Annotated in this window: 16 protein-coding genes and 1 riboswitch; of the genes, 12 read left to right on the top strand and 4 right to left on the bottom strand. The window is 62.5% G+C overall.

All coding sequences use genetic code 11. The features are described 5' to 3' along the window. Window positions 1-537 precede the first annotated feature (537 nt). The 7 genes from dcm (at window position 538) to KIV56_RS06570 (ending at window position 11,198) form a co-directional block, all read left to right on the top strand. On the top strand, window positions 538-1,875 hold the full coding sequence (gene dcm / locus KIV56_RS06600; RefSeq protein WP_281535619.1) for a DNA (cytosine-5-)-methyltransferase: 1,338 nt from the start codon (window positions 538-540) through the stop codon (window positions 1,873-1,875). A gap of 832 nt (window positions 1,876-2,707) precedes the next feature. Beyond that, window positions 2,708-4,570 carry a DUF262 domain-containing protein gene (locus KIV56_RS06595; protein WP_281535618.1) on the top strand — a complete coding sequence of 621 codons (1,863 nt, stop codon included), beginning with the start codon at window positions 2,708-2,710 and terminating at the stop codon, window positions 4,568-4,570. A gap of 314 nt (window positions 4,571-4,884) precedes the next feature. After that, the gene (locus KIV56_RS06590) at window positions 4,885-6,429 is read left to right on the top strand and encodes a Z1 domain-containing protein (protein WP_281535617.1); all 1,545 of its coding nucleotides are present in this window, start codon (window positions 4,885-4,887) and stop codon (window positions 6,427-6,429) included. Between the two features lie 1,028 nt (window positions 6,430-7,457). Then, window positions 7,458-8,519 (top strand): PD-(D/E)XK motif protein, encoded by a 1,062-nt coding sequence (locus KIV56_RS06585; protein WP_281535616.1) that lies wholly within the window; start codon window positions 7,458-7,460, stop codon window positions 8,517-8,519. Window positions 8,520-8,808: 289 nt separating this feature from the next. Next, window positions 8,809-9,801: an HNH endonuclease gene (locus KIV56_RS06580; protein WP_281535615.1), complete on the top strand. Its 993-nt coding sequence runs from the start codon at window positions 8,809-8,811 to the stop codon at window positions 9,799-9,801. A 120-nt stretch (window positions 9,802-9,921) separates the two neighbouring features. Further along, entirely contained in the window at window positions 9,922-10,671 is a 750-nt protein-coding gene (locus tag KIV56_RS06575) for a VWA domain-containing protein (protein ID WP_281535614.1), read from the top strand. A 17-nt stretch (window positions 10,672-10,688) separates the two neighbouring features. Then, entirely contained in the window at window positions 10,689-11,198 is a 510-nt protein-coding gene (locus KIV56_RS06570; RefSeq protein ID WP_281535613.1) for a hypothetical protein, read from the top strand. A gap of 19 nt (window positions 11,199-11,217) precedes the next feature. On the opposite strand, the gene KIV56_RS06565 is transcribed toward KIV56_RS06570, so the two are convergent. Then, window positions 11,218-11,592 (bottom strand): YccF domain-containing protein, encoded by a 375-nt coding sequence (locus KIV56_RS06565; RefSeq protein WP_281535612.1) that lies wholly within the window; start codon window positions 11,590-11,592, stop codon window positions 11,218-11,220. A gap of 137 nt (window positions 11,593-11,729) precedes the next feature. On the opposite strand from KIV56_RS06565, the gene KIV56_RS06560 reads away from it, so the two are divergent. Then, window positions 11,730-12,320 carry a hypothetical protein gene (locus tag KIV56_RS06560; protein WP_281535611.1) on the top strand — a complete coding sequence of 197 codons (591 nt, stop codon included), beginning with the start codon at window positions 11,730-11,732 and terminating at the stop codon, window positions 12,318-12,320. A gap of 72 nt (window positions 12,321-12,392) precedes the next feature. Next, on the top strand, window positions 12,393-13,868 hold the full coding sequence (locus tag KIV56_RS06555; RefSeq protein ID WP_281535610.1) for an MFS transporter: 1,476 nt from the start codon (window positions 12,393-12,395) through the stop codon (window positions 13,866-13,868). Between the two features lie 110 nt (window positions 13,869-13,978). Here KIV56_RS06555 and KIV56_RS06550 read toward each other — a convergent pair whose 3' ends face one another. Together KIV56_RS06550 and KIV56_RS06545 are read right to left on the bottom strand one after the other, a co-directional pair. Beyond that, on the bottom strand, window positions 13,979-14,626 hold the full coding sequence (locus KIV56_RS06550) for a hypothetical protein (RefSeq protein WP_281535609.1): 648 nt from the start codon (window positions 14,624-14,626) through the stop codon (window positions 13,979-13,981). A 26-nt stretch (window positions 14,627-14,652) separates the two neighbouring features. Further along, a riboswitch (SAM riboswitch) is annotated at window positions 14,653-14,768 on the bottom strand. Between the two features lie 81 nt (window positions 14,769-14,849). Beyond that, window positions 14,850-15,332 carry a VOC family protein gene (locus KIV56_RS06545; RefSeq protein ID WP_281535608.1) on the bottom strand — a complete coding sequence of 161 codons (483 nt, stop codon included), beginning with the start codon at window positions 15,330-15,332 and terminating at the stop codon, window positions 14,850-14,852. 102 nt (window positions 15,333-15,434) lie between these two features. Between KIV56_RS06545 and KIV56_RS06540 the strand changes: the two genes are divergently transcribed. Continuing rightward, window positions 15,435-16,421 carry a helix-turn-helix transcriptional regulator gene (locus KIV56_RS06540; protein ID WP_281535607.1) on the top strand — a complete coding sequence of 329 codons (987 nt, stop codon included), beginning with the start codon at window positions 15,435-15,437 and terminating at the stop codon, window positions 16,419-16,421. 48 nt (window positions 16,422-16,469) lie between these two features. Here the strand turns inward: KIV56_RS06540 and KIV56_RS06535 are convergent, their stop codons facing one another. Next, window positions 16,470-16,640, bottom strand: coding sequence for a hypothetical protein (locus tag KIV56_RS06535; RefSeq protein ID WP_281535606.1), 171 nt, complete (start codon window positions 16,638-16,640; stop codon window positions 16,470-16,472). Between the two features lie 521 nt (window positions 16,641-17,161). Between KIV56_RS06535 and KIV56_RS06530 the strand changes: the two genes are divergently transcribed. After that, window positions 17,162-17,410, top strand: coding sequence for a type II toxin-antitoxin system Phd/YefM family antitoxin (locus KIV56_RS06530; protein WP_281535605.1), 249 nt, complete (start codon window positions 17,162-17,164; stop codon window positions 17,408-17,410). Next, the gene (locus KIV56_RS06525; protein ID WP_281535604.1) at window positions 17,407-17,664 is read left to right on the top strand and encodes a type II toxin-antitoxin system RelE family toxin; all 258 of its coding nucleotides are present in this window, start codon (window positions 17,407-17,409) and stop codon (window positions 17,662-17,664) included. The genes KIV56_RS06530 and KIV56_RS06525 overlap by 4 nt, the downstream gene beginning before the upstream one ends. Window positions 17,665-17,711 lie beyond the last annotated feature (47 nt).

The following is a 17,711-nucleotide window of genomic DNA, read 5'->3' as shown; positions in this document are numbered from 1 at the left end:
CTTGTCGAGGCTCCGTAGTCCGCAGCCCGGAGCGCGATTGCGCAGGAGAGAACGGCGCCGAGTGATATCCCAATGCGGCTGGATGTTGCGGGCGCCGCATCCGGATTGGCCGGAGGCACAGCGTCCGCGACGGTGGTTAGACCAATGCCGAACTGATCTACACATTTCCCATCCTCCGCTGGTGCGCCGCCGCGTCGGAGCGACAAGTGTCCCGAGAGATCCGGTCGACGGCGTCGCGCCGGACGCGACGCTACATGCGAAACCGTCGGCGAGCGCGCCTCTCTTTTTTGGTGTGAGAAGAATCGGCCTTGGCAGCACAACTGACAGTTGCGCCGTTGCACGAGCGCCGGAAGGATACGAACGCAACTACTACGCTGAAGCTGGTCCTCTCGGAGCCCAGCAGCCCAATAAACGGCGGCAAAAATACCCGGATGCTTCACCGGCCGGTGGAGCCTGTACCTGTGATGTCACCGGTATGCATCAGAATGACTTGAGCCAAGATCGACAGCAGGGGGCATCATGAACAGGGCTAAATACGTGGAGACGACGGCCCCAATCGGCGAAACTTCTACCTTCCGCTTCGTAGATCTATTTGCAGGATTGGGTGGCTTTCATCGCGCCTTGACCGAAGTCGGCGGTGCGTGCGTATTCGCCAGTGAGTGGGTCGAGGGTCTGCAAGATCTATATGAGCGTAACTATGGGCTGCGGCCACACGGGGACATCACGAGCATCAGCGCGGATCTTGTTCCTGAGCACGAATTCCTTGCGGCGGGTTTCCCGTGCCAGCCCTTTTCCAAAGCGGGAGAGCAACTCGGATTCGAGCATACGGAACAAGGGCGCCTCTTCTTCAACGTCCTGGACATCCTGAAGGCGAAACGACCGCGAAAGTTCATCCTTGAAAACGTGCCAAACCTGTTGAAGCATGATGCAGGACAAACGTTCGCGCGGATGAGAGGTGAGCTTGAGGATCTGGGGTACGCCATCCGGGCTGACAGACTATCGCCTCATCAATTCGGTGTCCCTCAGATTCGCGAGAGACTCTACATCGTCGGTTCACTTGACTCAATGGATTCGTTCGCGTGGCCGAAACCCACTGGAGCACAAACCAATATCAGTACCGTTCTGGATGCCAATCCTGCTGAAGCGAGGGCGATTCCTCACCTACTTCTTCGCTGCCTTGAGATGTGGGATGACTTCCTCACTTCAAGTCCGGAGTCCGTTGAACTTCCTTCATTTCCTCTTTGGTCTATGGAATGGGGTGCTGACTATCCGTATGAGACAACTACCCCTCTGGAATTGTTGGCTGCAGGTGGTCCAGAGGCGCTCTATCCATTCAAGGGATCATTTGGTATCTCATTCGACGGCATGACGGAGACTGAGATTCTCAGGAATTTACCGAGCCATGCCAAGCGACCAGGGACGGCATATCCGCGCTGGAAGGTTGCATTTCTTCGTCAGAATAGGGCGTTCTATGACAACAATCGGAAGTGGATCGATCCCTGGCTTCCACGCGCGATGGCTTTTCCGAGCAGCTTCCAGAAATTCGAATGGAACGCCAAGGGCGAGGAACGAACCGTATGGAAGTACATTCTTCAGCAGAGAGCATCGGGGATTCGCCTGAAGAGAGTCCACTCGGCTCCCACCCTGGTGGCCATGACGGTGACTCAGGTCCCAATAATCGCGTGGGAACGGAGATTCATGACGCAGCGCGAATGCGCGCGCCTGCAGAGCCTGGGTTCGATTGAACTTCCATCTCAAACCGGCGCGTCCTATAAAGCATTGGGCAATGCCGTGAATGCACATGTCGTGCGACTGATCGCTGAATCGTTACTCGCTTCAAGCGGAGCACGCGGTTCCGCGACCTTGGCGGCGTAGTCCACGGTAAGGCACACTTTATGGGACAAATCAAGCCTGAACGAGCGTGCCGCAAAACAAGCACGCAAGCTACTCTTCCGTGGCGGTATTCGACCTATTCTTCGTGTCGAGCCATGTCGTACCGTCTCACGTCGCAAGCATCGAGCGCAGGAACCTACATAACCAATTTCATGATTTACCTGGATTTTTGGCCAACGTTTGAGCCATGTGAGCGCGCGTGTGCAACTCGACCATGAATACGGCGCTTAGTCTCACGGCAAAGCGGGAAATGGCTACATTTCGCATATGCGGCGGGGCAACGCAGCACTTCTGTGCCAATGGCCAGTCCGCTACCCTTCGGCGACGTACTGGATTGCGTGCCGGGGCGACGATTTTACGAGTTCAAGTTCGCATCGCACCTCGCCAAAAGTGGGCGCGTCCAGCGGCAGGCGCGGCCGCGCGAAAATCTGAACCGCAAAGTCGAGTCGTGGTAGCTCATTCTTACCGTGATCCAACCGACCGTTGAGGCGAGTTTCATGAGCAGTCGGATCATGCGGCTATGGTTAGCTCTAGTAGATTGAGTTGGGGAGTTAAAGTACTGGTGGGGCGTCGAACTTGTGTTACGCGGTGTCTCTGTCAGTCCCGCACGATTTGCCTCAGCGGTGAGTAGCGGCGGAGCGCTAGGCAGACCTCACACTCAGTGAACTATTGAAAAGTAATCGCCATGCGTGCATGGCTTGCGGCGATGCGGTGAATCCGCGGGTTTGACGGAAGTAGCGTTCGCTATTCGACGTCATTTTGACTAGAAGTCAGACCACTGCACCGAGACACCGTGGAACTCAGACTCAGTTTCGTGAGAAAGGTCAATTTGCCAATGCTAGTCAGTCTTGACGAGGCCGAGGAAGACTCCCGTGCACAACTGCAGGACAGGATTGCAGAATCACTTGCAGAAATGTCAGAGGCTGCAGATGTGCCGACAGGCGTGAACCCAAGCAACGCCCAGTTCGACGCAAGCGATGTCGACTTCGGCTCCGACGCTTGGATGTCGCGCCTGGCGGATGTCCAGGGCTGGCTTGAATTCGACCGCGACCTCCCAACATCTGACGCCGCCTTGTTCGTTGAGAACCTCCTATTGGCCCTCGGGTTCGAAGGTGAGGCCGATGGCATCGACACGACGAGGACCGCATTTCAACTCACAGAGACCGCTCTCGAACGTCTGAGCGAGCGTGCTGAACTGGCGATCCGACTCCAGCAAAGATACCTATCCGACCTCGAGGCCGAGGGAGGCAGCCAGGCGTCTGCGACCACATCCTGGAAGGAAGCCTGGGCTACCGAGGAGGATAGCGCCGAAGCAACTGTTCCCGAACCAATGACAGCCAAGGCTGACGTATGGCCCATCTTCCAATTGACAAGGAAGAAGCTAAACCTCACACCTTCGTACCAGCGCGGCGATGTGTGGCGTACCAGTGACCGTCAGGCCCTGATTGAGTCCGTACTGCGCGGTATCCCGCTGCCTTCGATCATTTTGCTCCGCACCGGGGGAACAACTCCACACGACGTCGTAGACGGCAAGCAGCGGCTCACGGCTATCTTGCGTTTCGTAGGCCAGCATCCGACCGCACTTATGAAGGTGACCGAAGCAGACGCCAAGTATCCGGATGCAGATTTCAAAACGCTTTTCAAGTCCGACTACCCGAGGTTTCGCAAGGCATGGAAGCAGATTTTCGGTGAACCATTGACGGCGAAGCTTGAGGACGACAACTATTTCCCGTTCAAGCTCCGTACCGACAACAAGGGCGGCCTCGTCGGTCCCGACTTGGAGGCGCTGCGCGGCAAGTACTTTACGGAGATTCGCGGCAACACGATTCGCGTTGCCGACCAGGAAGTGACGGTCGAGGAACTGTTCGAGGGTGCACCTGACTACAAGGTGCCAGTGATCGAGTACACCAAAGCGAGCCCACCGCAGATTCATGAGGTATTCAAGCTCTATAACAAGCAGGGGATGCATCTAAACGCCGAGGAAATACGCAATGCGATCTACCACGACATCGAACTCACGCGCGCGATTCTTGTCGCCGCAGGCGACGCCAGTTCACGGAGCAACATCGCGGACATCGCGCCATCGTTGGTAAACGTCCCAGGCATTCACGAGCTCGGAAAGACTCTGAAGGACTATGGATTTGGCGACGCCCGGTATCGCAGGACGAAAGTTCTGGGCTGGGTGACATCCTTGCTGCTCAGCGACACCGGGGGTAAGGATCTCGCATCGACGGCACGCCACATTGACCTCCTGCTAGGTCGTGTTCAGGACGACCGCTCACATCCTCTGCGCAACCCAGCAAAGATCGCGGACCTCTTCGGCCTGATTGCCCGGGCAGTGGAACTTCACGCGGCGCACGACGAACTCTGGTCGGACAAGTTTAAGGATGGGAAAAAGGGTGCCAAGTGGCAGGAACTTCAACTCGTGGGCTCCCTGGTCGGGATCACAATCGCAGTGGTCGGTGCCCCCGACGACATTGAGCAACGCATAGACGCCTCCGCTGAAGCCATCCGCGCGGCAAGTGCGACGAAATGGTCAAGAATTGAAAAGACCCAGACGCGAACTCAATGGGATTACATCGCGAGGATCGCCCAGGGTATCGCCGAGGAGCCTGGGCGTCGACGTCACGACCGTGTCGGCAGAGATTGGCGAGCGCTTCGGGTCGTCAGGGGTTGAGTCGCTATTGGGTTCAATTCTCGTCAAGGTCGCGTAGCAGCAGCGAAATGACTGGTCAGGGGACGACAACAGAAAGGGTGTACTTCGGTCCGCACCCTCAATCCACAACGCCGAGCGGTTCCTGGTGGGGTCGCTACGCTACGAAGCTAAAACGCCTCACGGTCACTTCGCGCGACGCACTAGAGGTCGACTGCAAATACGTCTTAGATCGCGGCATTTTCGGCGCTGGTATGCCCGCGGCGGCGGCGTGGCCTGCCAATAGAGTAAGAACAGGCCTGGTGATGGGCTCGGTGCAGTCAGGTAAGACTGCGTCGATGCTCGGCGTCACAGCCCTCGCTCTTGACCAAGGTGTCGATATCGTGATCATTCTCGCGGGCACGCGTTTGTCGCTCTGGCGTCAGACATATGAACGTCTGTCAGAGCAGCTGGATGGGGGACCAGATAGTGCGCAAAAAGCAGGAAGCCGCATCCTATGTCCCCGCCCAGAGGTTGCCCTGTCCGAGGGGTCAACATCCCTTCAGGAGACATACCGGATTTCATCCGCGCAGGTCAGGAGGAAGCTCAACGCAAAGCAGCCAATCATCGTCGTTGCCATGAAGCAGACCAATCACCTCCACGCACTCGGGAGTTCCTTGCGAGGCAGCGTTTTCGACGAAGTGAGGACGCTCTCGCGTCCAGTGCACATGCTCGTGCTCGATGACGAGGCAGATGATGGCTCGGTTCTAGATGCGGCTGTGGAAGCTGGCCAGGACCCGATCGCGGGCAATCTGAAGCAGATTCCCAGAGCCATAGCCGACCTCTGGGACCCCCGCTCGACGAGTGCGCCGTCGAACCTGTTCGCTTCCTATGTTGGGTACACCGCTACGCCACAGGCCAACTTGCTGCAGGAGGACCATAACCCATTGGCTCCGCGCGACTTCGTCATCTCCCTTCGAACGCCGCTCGACGTCGGATGTCCTATTGATCTCAGCAACGTGGATGCGCCCAGGTCGTCGTCCTATCCCGAACCAGTTGGGCTTGACAGCTTCTACACGGGTGGCGAGGTGTTCTACCGCAGGGGTGCGTCGGCGGACCTCTGCGTGGAGCTCGCCGGCCAGGACGATGACGAACTTGCAGAGTCCGTCCGTGCTTTCCTAGTGGCCGGCGCCATCAGGCTTCACCGAGCGACTGCCGGAACGATGGGGCCCCGCTCTCTCTCCGAGGTTGAATTCGACAGTATGGAGGAGGCTCTAGCGGCCGCTCCTGAGCCTCAATCGATGCTTGTCCACCCGTCGGCCGAAATCGAACACCACTTCAAGGGCGCCGAGGACATCCTGCTTTGGGCGGGCGCACCGGACCGCGCAACAGCTCGGCTTCTCCTAGAAACGGGGGATGCGCGCTTGCCAACCAGTCTTATCGAGAAGATGGCAAACGAAGAGCCATCGTGGTCTGCTTGGGCCGACCGTTACCGCCATTCGTTGGACCAAATCAATACTGAGTTCAACGTAATGAATCCCCGCATGGTGCCGGACTGGGGAGTCATCAAGCAGTTGCTGGTCAGCGAGATCATCCCAGGGACGCGAGTTTCGGTGGTCAACAGCAACCCGGCCGCTGACGACCGCCCCATGTACAAACCAACTTTCAACGAGACCACGGGCAGGTGGAGAGCCGCTCGGGACATCTCCACCGTTTTCGTGTCCGGCAACGTCATGTCTCGTGGGCTGACTTTGGAGGGTATGACAACCGCGCTGTTCCAGCGAGGATCCTCGAACCCGCTCGCGGACACACAGATGCAGATGCAGCGCTGGTTCGGGTACAGGGGAACTCACATCGAACTGTGTCGCTTGTTTGCTTCAGGCTCCTCAACTCGACCTCTTTAGGGCATATCACGACATCGATGAAGCCATCCGCGTTGCAGTAGCCGAAGCGATGAAGGGCGCGGCACCCGCCCCCGTCGTGCTACACGGCCTTCAGTTCCTCGCCACGGGTAAAATTGCAAACCTGAGCCGCAAGCCACTCTGCCCCAGTTCCAAGCCCTTCGTGACACTCCTCAACGACGGCTCGGCGCCCGACCCGAATGCCAATCTAATTGGCGACCTCTTTGGGCGGGGGGCGTCTTCCGAATTGGTCGTGGGTCGGACGGTGAGAGGGCGCGTGCTGAACGAGTCGCTGTCGCTCACAGAGGCCGCGGACCTTCTGAACCGCCTCGAGTTCGACTCCTACCATCCCGGTTCTGATAACCAACTGGGAGAATTCTGGTCGCAGTTGCAGGCACGCGTCTCGGCGCTGCAGCAGTTGCCAAGCGGTGCGCTTCTCTATAGCCCTCCGAAGCCATTGGCGGGACCGCCGTCGCCTGTCCGGCAAAATTGCCCGTACGGAATTTCTGCATACTTGCGCCTTTGGAGCGCGTGTCTTACGAGGCCCGTTCGGGGTCTTTTCGTGACCGGTGCCCCAGCTGATCTTTGGTCGATGGCGAGTCTCGCTGAGAAGCTCGTACAACAGCCAAGGTTCTCGGTGGGAATCCGTTACGGAGCGGGTGCCGTGATTAGTAATGGCCCACTCGCAAACCTAGAATTTGGGATCCCCGCGACAGCGAAGAGAGTCGGCAACGATGGGGAGCTCGAGACCGCGTGGGGAACCAACGACCCAACCGCGGGCCCGACCGACTATCGTGGCGACCAGTTTTTCGACTACTACGGTCGAGGGGAGCGGGTCCCGCTAGTGACGAATGGCGCCCCCTGGCGTCCGCCGGGATCACACGGTCAGATTTTGTTTTACGTGAACCAACTGCCTGGCCAGCCCTATCCGGCCGTGACTGTGGGTGTATGCATACCAGCCGGTGGCCCGGAGCAGTTTGCGGCGACACGCGCTGGATCGCGCATTGCTGTTTGAGAAGGAGACAAGAACGATGACAAGCTATGAATCGGTTCCTGAACTGATTTTGGACGTTTCAAGTGCCGTTACAGACGAACTCCGCGATATCACGTGGGTCACTGATGCCCAGGTGGTCGGAGTGTCGAGAGACCACGGCGGTCGAGTGGAAGTGTTTCTCGTCGGAGTCGAACTGAGACCTACTTCGAAAACCGTAGGGGATGCAATTGAGTTCCGCACATGGCACCGCGAAGGCGCAGCCTCTTTCGAAGCGAACAGGCTACTCCTCCCCGCACTGGGCCATTTCGACCAGGTCGCGGCCTTTATCTGCACCGAACTATTGCGCAACGGCGCGGATACGGTGCTCAGTCTTGCTTTCACCAAGACGGAGCCCATCGTCGAACTGGCCATTGAGCGGTTGCGCATGTCGAATGAGGTAGTCCTCGGCCTGGCAGGCGAGCTTCTCATGCTCGACGCACTGTGCCGCCGCGCCGATGACGAGAATGTGGCACAGGCCGTCGAATCGTGGGACGGCTGGAGGAAATCATCGCGTGACTTTGTGTGGGGATCGACAGGTGTCGAGGTAAAGACCACGACTAGGAGCACGTCCTCCCACCTCGTTCAGGGGGTGCACCAAGTGGAACTTAACGATGGCGAGGACGGCGGCGTGCCTGAGGACCGACTGTACCTCGTGAGCATCGGCCTGCAGGCTACTGCCACTGGCGGCAACTCGTTCTCGATTCCTCAACTTGTGGTTCGGATCATCGAGCGCATGGAGGCAACGGGATGCGGCGGAGATGTGCTCAAATTCCTCTCCCGCACCTCGGAGTACGGTGTGGAGTCCGGCGGCGGCTACGACCACAATACGATGTCAGAGGACCCCATTTATGGCACATCCTTCCAGACAAGTTTCTTCCGCGCCTACGATATGTCCGACGAGGCAGTCGAGATTTTGCGTCGGGACGATATCGCTGTTCGACACCATGTTGACGTCAGTTCGGTTCGATTCCGCATAGATCTGCCAGTCACGGCGAGAACCGACAATCCCGTTTCGGGCGCGAATCAAGTGGCTGAGGCTGTCTTCGGTAGCCCTGCATAGTGCTGTCACTTTTGAATCGAGCCTGCGAGAACGCTCAGACAACCGGCTTCCTGAGGAGTTCCACACCTCATTTAGATGCATCGGATAGTTTTCGATGGAGACCTGCAGAATCTTGCCGACATCCCAGTGACCTGCTTCGGTACTCGGCTGGCAGAAATGCAGCCGCGTCGATTGCCGGAACGCCGGCCCCTTGGGCATGGCCCGCCTGGGGCGCGAAAGTGAAAATCGCCTGTTCTACGCCGAAGGACGTGGTGGTAGTTGAAATCTCAGAGATTAGAGATGCATTCCGTTGCTCGAACTAAATGACTACCTGGACCTGACCGTCGCAACGGCTGGTGCTCAGTGGCGTGGTCTATTACAAAGGGAGTACGTTTCTGCGGGCAAGAAACAGGAGGATTTCACCCCTCTGGAGACGCTGCTTTGTTTTGGTCTTGGTCTGATTGGTAGCCAGGCCAAGTCTGGAAATATCAATATCCCTGAGTCCTCACCAGCTGCGATTAAGCTGGCTGAACTTTTCAAACGATCGACTGGCAGCCTTGCTCTCAAGCTTGCAAACCTAGACGGTCGGCGCGCGCACCGGGCAAAACACGAACAACAACTTTGGATAAGGCTCACTGAGGATCGATTCCAGTTCGAAGTCCTTTACGCGCTGATCCTTACTGCGGGTCGTTCGGTTGGCCTCGACGCGGAAAAGCTCCCAGACTTTCTCGGCTTCGAGGACAATCGCCTGCGGCTCGTCACGGAAGCGGATACCGTCAGCGATAGTGAACTCCTTGTGTCTGTGCGGGGTCACCGCGTCACGCTGCCAGGCAGCGACGAGATTGACATACGCGACACGGAACGCGCACTGCTTGGGACTGCTCGAGTCGGCCAACAACAGTTTGCGCGGAAAGTGCTGACAAACTCGGGCTTTGCATGCGTGTTCTGCGGCTTAAGCACTCGTGCGGCAGGACTTCCGTCCTCCCGCATGCTGGTGGCGTCCCACATCAAGCCGTGGAGCGAGAGCGCCGGAGAAGAGCGGGTCGATCCTCGCAACGGACTTGCCGCTTGCCCGACGCATGATGCTGCGTTCGAGGCCCACCTATTCTCAGTGGATACAAACGGAACTATCGTACGGTCGCCGGCACTCGATCGAGCCATCGCTAACGATGCGTCTTGGCAACGCAATTTCGGTCAGAACGGCCTCGCCCCGAAGTTGATTTTGCCTTCATTCGCGACCACACCCTCAGCACGCTATACGGATTGGCACTACTCGCAATTTTCAGTCGAGTTCTTGTACTAACCATATTGGCCACTGAGTCCTTTTCAGTATCGCGGTGCGTAGAAGTGCATCGGAAAATGGAATGTCAGCTAGATCGACAAGTAGACGTCTCACCCGAACTCTGCGGCGCTGACGAGGCCCGTGCGCGAGTGGCGTAGTCGTGTCAGTGGTTGCCGCGATGCTCAGGGTGTTCCCGCCGGGAACGACATTGTTGAAGGGAGCACCAAGACTGATCCGATTTACGCCGCCATGCTGTTGGTTATCGATCGGAGCGGATCGATGTGGGGCATCCGTGACGACATGGTCGGCGGGCTGACCGCCATGCTTGCCGAGCAGGCCGGCGAGCCGGGCCGGCTTACCGTGGATATCGTCACTTTTGACACCGAGATCGAGCGGCAGTGCTCGCTCGCCGACCCGGCGGAGGTGACAGTCGTGCTGGAGCCGCGCGGGGCGACGGCGCTGTTCGACGCCATCGGCCAGTCGGTAGCCGACTTCGGGCGGGTGCTCGCGGCGATGCCCGAAGAGGCCCGGCCCGACACGGTGCAGGTCGTCGTGGTCACCGACGGGGAGGAGAACTCCAGCGTCGAGTTCGACGTGGGTGCGGTGCGCGCCCTCGTCACCCGGCAGAAGGAGCAGTTCAGTTGGGACTTCGTCTTCCTCGGTGCCAACCAGGACGCGGTGTTCGCGGGGGAGCGTCTCGGCTTCGACGCCGGCAGCTCGATGACCTTCGCGCCCGGCGCGGAAGCGGTGTCGCTGATGAGCGTGTCCGTGAGCCGTTACGTGAAGGACGTGCGAGGCAAGCGCAAGCGCGGCTTCGACGCCGAGGAGCGTCTGGGATCAATGAGCGCCGAACCGACTGCGCCTGACGCGGATGGCGTGGCAGCGGAATGATGCCCCAGACTGAGGCCGTGGACTTCTGGACGCGGCTGGGACTCGAAGGCGCGGGCTTCAGAGGCTTTGCGCCCTTCAAAAACCTGACGAAGGCGAGCGTGCCAGCTGGGCCGGGCGTGTATGTGGTCCTTCGTCCGAACGATGCCTCGCCGGAATTCCGCGAAACCAGCACTGCCGGTTGGTTCAAGGACAGAAACCCGTCTGTGTCGAGAGCAAGGCTTGTGGAGGCGTGGCTCGACGACGCATCCGTGCTCTACATCGGGAAAGCCAGCGCGGGGGCTACTGGAAAGAGGGGCTTATTCAAACGGCTGACCGAGTATCGGCGACTCGGCGCCGGGGAGAAGATCGGCCATTGGGGCGGTAGGTACGTGTGGCAGCTGGCCGGGAGCGGGGAGCATCTCGTTGCGTGGAAGCTGACCGGGGAGGAAGACCCGGAAGTTGTCGAGGCGGGTCTCATCGACGAGTTCGTGGCGACATTTGGCTCGCGGCCGTTTGCGAATCGCAAGCTGGGCAGAAGCCACACGTAGAACCGCTGAGGGGGAACACCTACGGCAGGTCGACGATCTCCTTGCCGAGCGGCAGAAGCGCGACCGGGATCAGCTTGAAGTTGGCGATTCCCATCGGGATACCGATGATCGTGATGCAGAGCGCGATGCCGGTGGTGAGGTGGGTGAGGGCGATCCACCAGCCGACCAGCACCACCCAGAGCACGTTGCCGAGGAAGGACCCGAGACCGGCGTTCGGCGTGGAGACGACCGTCTTGCCGAACGGCCAGAGCGCGTAGACGCCGATGCGGGCGGCGGCGATTCCCCAGGGGATGGTGACGATGAGCACGAACATGATGAGCGCGGCCAGCATGTAGCCGAGGAACAGCCAGAAGCCCGAGAGCACGAACCAGATGATGTTCAGGAGAGTCCTCATGATGGTGTCCAGTCTCTCAGGTCGCGCGTCTCATGTGCCGGAGAGCTCGACTGTTTCGGGGTCTGCGGCGCGCGAGCGTGCCGGCGGCCAGGCCGCGCCCGGCCAGCGCTCGGTGACCGATGCGCCAGACTGGCGAGATGGACTGGACACGACTCGGGCTCGAAAACGCAGGCTTCACGGGCTTCGTGCCGTTCGCTGATCTGGCGGCTTCGGCGCTGCCCGCAGCGCCGGGCGTCTACCTGGTCCTCCGCGCCGACGATCGCAGCCCGGACTTCCTCGAGACGATCCCGGCCGGGAGATTCAAGGAACGAAACCCGACCGTGTCGAACGCGCTCCTGGCGGAGGCGTGGCTCGACGCGGCATCCGTGCTCTATATCGGGAAGGCCGGTGCCGGGGCGAAGGGCAAGCGGGGTCTGCGGAAGCGGCTGACCGAGTACCGGCGACACGGCGCCGGCGAGAAGGTGGGGCACTGGGGCGGCCGGTACGTGTGGCAGCTCGCCGGCAGCGCGGAGCCTGCTCGTCGCCTGGCTGGAGACGGGAGGCGAGGACCCCGAGGAGGTCGAGGCCGCTCTCATCGACCACTTCGTGCTCACGTTCGGTGCTCGCCCCTTCGCGAATCGCAAGCTCGGTACGGCGAGGCGGAAGGTCGGGCCGGTGGGGCGTCACCGCTGACGCGTCGAGTTGTCATATCGGAACATGGCTCGCTAGTGTGGCTGCACCGGAAGTAAAACCGCGGGGCTCTGCCCGCGCTCATACGTTGCTCATGGAGCAGCCACTTCTCCCCACGTGGAGAGATGGATATGAGCAACCAGAATGAGCTACCGAACCCGACCGATGATTCTCGAGTCTCATCGGATCGCCACCGCCCGCAGACCTTCAAGGCCGCCGCCGTGGCGCTCGCCGGGTTGTCCGCGGTGTTCCTGTTCGAGATGCTCGACAACTCGATCCTCAACGTCGCGCTCCCCACCATCGGGCGCGAACTGGACGCGTCGACCACCGCACTGCAGTGGGTCACGGGCGCGTATGCGGTCGTCTTCGGCGGGCTGATGCTGCTGTTCAGCGCCATCGCCGACCGGTTCGGCCGCCGACGGGTGATGCTGATCGGCCTGGCGGTGCTGGGTCTCGCGAGTCTGGCCACCGCCCTCGTCACGACGACCGAACAGCTCATCGCCGTGCGGGTCGCCATGGGCATCGCCGCCGCCATGACCACCCCGGGCTCCATGGCCCTGGCGTTCCGGCTCTTCGACGATGAGAACCTGCGCGTCCGGGCGATCACCCTCATCTCCACGGTCGGGCTGGTGGGTCTGGCGGTCGGCCCGACCGTCGGCGGCTTCATCCTCGCCGTCGCTCCATGGCAGGTGCTGTTGCTGATCAACGCTCCCATTGCTGTGCTCGCGTTCATCGGCATCCGGATCGGCATCGCCCAGGACCTTCCGGCCGAACTCCACCGCGACCCGCTGGACATCGCGGGGGCCCTTCTCGGCACCGCCACCATCGTCTTGGCGCTCGTGGCCCCGACACTGTTCGTGGGAGAGGGCGCCGGTTCCTGGACCCCCTGGGCGGCAACATCCGGTGCCGTGATCGCTGCGATCCTTTTCGTCGTCCGCGAGCGAACAGCCCGGTACCCCCTTCTGGACCTGAAGCTCATTGCTCTGCCCCTCGTCTCCAGCGGACTCGCCTACAAAGCCGCCTCGGGCCTCGCGATCTCCGGCCTCAGCTACATGGTGACCCTGCAGCTCCAGTTCGCCTGGGGATGGCCGCCGGCGCTGGCCGCGATCGGCATGCTTCCCCAGGTCGTCGTGCTGCTCGGCGGCGGCCGCCTCGTCGGTCCATTCGTCAGCAAGTTCGGGATGGATCGCGCAGCCTGGATGAGCGCGGCAGCGGTCGTGCTCGGCCTCGCCGTCTTCGCGGCAGGGAGTCGCTTCGGCTATGTCTGGGTCGCCCTCTCCCTCGTGCTCGTCGCAGCCGGGATGCGGGTGGTTGGCGTGGTCGCCGGCACGAACGTCATGCGTGGCCTGCCGAAGAACCGCACCACGATCGGCGCCGCCCTTGTCGACACGTCGAGCCAGGTCGCCACCGGGGTCGGGATCGCGGTGACCGGCACCATCCTCGCGGCGCTCTTCACCGGCGACATCTCGGCACCGACCTGGAGCGCGGACCAGGCGGCCGCGTTCCAAACCGGCGTCACCGTCGCAGGCGTCACCCTCACGGTCGTGGCGGCCGCACTCGTGCTGGTCGGAATGGCCCGGAGCCGCCCGACTCGCGACCCGCACTGAACGCATCCTTGGCCACTCGCCACAGGTCGCCGCCTCCTCCAATGACGTGCCCGACGATGACGGCACCGTTGGGCCCTTCGACCGGCCGAACTGTGCAGCGCCGTCCGGATTCAGGACGGCGACGGGTAGAGCAGTTGCCGGACGGCGGCCCGCGGGGTCAGGCCGGAGCGGACCAGGGCGAGCCACGGCGCCCAGTCGCTCGCCTCGATCAGCACGTGAACGAAGCTGCGCGAGGTGGCCGCCACCGTGACGAGCGGATGCGGCCGCATCACCGGTTTCGCTCTCAGCTGACGCCGGCGCCGGGCGGTGCCGAGCTTCGGTGCCGCGTCCGGCACGAGGAGCTCGGCGTGCAGGGCCTGCCGCAACCGGAAGTAGTGCTCGGGAGTGAAGCCTGCGTCTTCGAAGCCCAGCGCCACGCGCACCGTTTCCCCGTTCCCGTATTCCCGCCAGCGAGGCTCCACCTTCAGTTCGCCTAGGGCCCGGGGCGCCGAGCCGAGGAGCACGTGGCCCCAGTCGGCGCGACGTTCCTTCGGGATCTGGTGCCAGGTGCGCGTCCCGCGACCGACCGAGCGGATGCCGCCGGTCTCCCGCAGGCTCTCGGCGTAGGCCTCGGAGGCGGCGACCTCGCGGCCGTGCTTGACCTCGGCCCTCCACTCGCCGTAGCCCGAGTTCTGGGCAGCGGGGCGTTTCGCTTCGCGGTCGGCGCGGCGGGCGGCGAGATCGATCACATTGTCGGTCGGGTGGTCCTGCTGAGGCATGGCTGCCCCCCCCGGAGGGCCGTGCCTCCATCGACTTGCCCGCAGGCGGATGCCGGTGGGCCGGTTCTTCCCCTGGGGCACCCTGTCGATGGACGGGGTTGCCGGACAACCAGCCAGGTACTGAAAGTTGTCGCTCGTGAACCTGAGCCGACTGTATCGGCTGCGGCCGACATCCGTGCGCTGCGGCACGGACCTGACCGCGCCGCAGCTGCTCTACCGGCGGTTACGCGGTGTACACGGCGGCCACGTCGAGGATCCAGGTCACGCCGAAGGCGTCGGTGAGCATGCCGAATCCGGGGCTCCAGGCGGATGCCGCGAGCGGCTCCACGATAGAGGCCCCGGTCGAGAGCGCGGCCCAGTAGCCCTGGATTTCGTCGAGGGTGTCGCCGCGGACCGAGACGAAGAACGGCTGGTCGGTGAGGGTGACGCCGTTATCGCGGCGGGTCGAGCCGGTCGAGCTCGCCGCGGTGTCCGAGTCGGCCGTGCCGCCCGCCTCGCCGGGGATGTCGTACGCCATCACCCGGAAGCCCTGCTCGGTCTCAACCTGCCCGAAGACGACGTTCGCGGCGCCGGGCGCGTCCTGGGGCATCCCGAAGTCGCCGTAGGTCGCGACGGTGAGCTGACCGCCGAAGACGGACTGGTAGAACTCGAGAGCGGCGCGGGCCTCGCCGTGGAAGTTGAGGTGCGTGGTGGTCGTGATGCTCATGTCTGCTCCTAGTGAGAACGGTGCCGGGCTTGTCCCCGACAACGGTCACTCTGGCATCCGTCTAGGACAGTTTCGGTCCTCAACTCAAACTACGATCGGGGAATGACGACGACCACCGTGCGGCTGCTGAATCTGCTGTCGCTGCTGCAGACCCGGCGCGACTGGCCCGGCGCCCTGCTCGCCGAACGTCTGGACATCAGCCACCGCACAGTGCGCCGCGACGTCGACCGCCTCCGCGAACTGGGCTACCGCATCCAGGCGACCATGGGCCCCGACGGCGGTTACCGGCTCGACGCCGGAAGTGAGCTGCCGCCGCTCCTCTTCGACGACGACCAGGTCGTCGCGCTCGCTGTGGCCCTCCAGACGGCCACCGTCACCGGAGCGGGGATCGAGGAGGCGGCCCTGCGGGCGCTCACCACGGTGCGGCAGGTGATGCCGTCCCGGCTGCGCCACCGACTGGACGCCCTCGACTTCACGGCCGTCCCGCGCCCGGGTGACGGTCCCGCCGTTCAGGCATCAGCGGATGTCCTCCTCGCCCTCTCCGCGGCGGTCCACGCCCGCGAAGTGTTGCGGTTCGACTACGCGAGCGCGGAGCCGGGCGCCGCCGCCACCGAGCCGAGGCCGCCGCGTCGGGTCGAGCCGCACCACCTCGTCACCTCCCACGGCCGCTGGTACCTCGTCGCCTGGGATCTCGACCGCGACGACTGGCGGATCTTCCGCGCAGACCGCATCACCCCGCGCACCCCGACGGGTCCCCGCTTCGGCCCGCGCGAGCTCCCGGGCCGCGACGCCAAGGGCTACGTCTCGGCCCGCTTCAAGGGATCAGTCGAGGTGAACGCGTGGCCGTGCGCCGGTACGGTCGTGCTGCACCTCGCCGCTCGCGCCGTGCTCCCGTTCGCGGGCGACGGCGTGGTCGAGGCTCTCGGCCCCGACAGGTGTCGGTATACCTCGGGATCCTGGTCCTGGGTCGCCCTCGCCGCTTCGCTCAGCCGATTCGACGCCGCCATCGACGTGGTCGGCCCGCCGGAACTGGCGGATGCCTTCGCGCGGCTCGCCGCACGGAACGCGGCCACCTCCCGCAGCGAGTAGCCCTGCCGCTACCGGCGGTCTAGTGCGTCGACGAACCTCCCGGCAGGTTCACGCTTTGGTGTGCCGACGTCGGCGCTGCACCAGCGTGACACTGGCGGTCAGACCGAGGGCGATCACGGCCAGGGCGAACACCCACAGTCCCGCGTATGTGGACGCGGCGACCCAATCGGGTGCGTAGATCGGGTCGAGCCCCTGCTCCTCGCGCACGCGATACTTCACGCCTTCTATCACCGTGAGCACGATCGCCGAGAGAAGCCCGACGCTACCCAGAACCGTGAAACTAATCCACACTCGTTTCATCACACGACTCCCTTGCAAATTTGCCTCTGGTCAGGTAAATGACGGATCAGGGGTTCATGCTACTGCCCTGGGGAGGGCGTTGTCGATGAGGACAACGGCGATGGCCGCGGCGGTGGCGAAGGCCTCGGCGTCTAGGACTCGGCCGCGGGCCGAGGCGCCGTCCTCGTGCTCCGCTTCGGGACGACCGCGCTGGCGCCCGCGCCCGTTTCAGCACGCCGCGCCCGAAACGGCGGGTGCGGCTCGCCGAAACCGGCGCGGACGTGGAGTTGAGGGGGTGCGGGCTGCCGAAACCGGCGCGGGCGTGCGGTCAAACGGGCGCGGGCTGTCGAAACCGGCGCGGGCGCGGGGCAAGCCGAGTCGCGGCATCCTTGGCAGGAAGGTCCATACAAACGCCGCACAACCACATGTACATCGCGCTCACGCCGATGTACATTTGAGGCATGTCGAAGTCAAGCGTCACCGACGCCAGGGCGCGCCTGCCCGAGTTGATCGCCCAGGCCAGTTCTGAGGCCGTCTTCCTGGAGCGTCGCGGAAAGGTCGCTGCTGTGCTGGTCAGCCCCGAGCAGTATGCGCGCATGCAGGAAGCGCTTGAGGATGCTGAGGACGTCGCCGCGTTTGACGCGGCGATGGCCGAGGAGGGGGACAACATTCCCTGGGAGCAGGTCAAAGCCGACCTCGGCTGGACGTGAGCAAATACCGGATCGAATTGCGTCCGGCAGCGGTCAAAACTTTGCGTCGCATTGATCCGCAGGATCGTGCTCGGGTGCAGGGAGCCATCGCCCTGCTGGGCGAAGACCCCCGCCCGCCCGGTGCTCGAGCACTGCAAGGACGGGACGGCTATCGGGTGCGGGTAGGCGACTATCGGATTATCTACACCATTCGTAACGACATCCTTGTGGTGGTCGTGGTCACCGTCGGGCATCGGCCGGACGTCTACCAGTAGCCTACGATTGTTGCGCTCGCGGGTTCGGGGCGCTGACGGCACGGACT

Source organism: Cryobacterium breve, assembly GCF_027594785.1.
GTDB classification, from domain to species: Bacteria; Actinomycetota; Actinomycetes; order Actinomycetales; family Microbacteriaceae; genus Cryobacterium; species Cryobacterium breve_A.
Note: the sequence above shows the minus strand (reverse complement) of the source record. Positions and strands in the feature narration are given on the sequence as shown.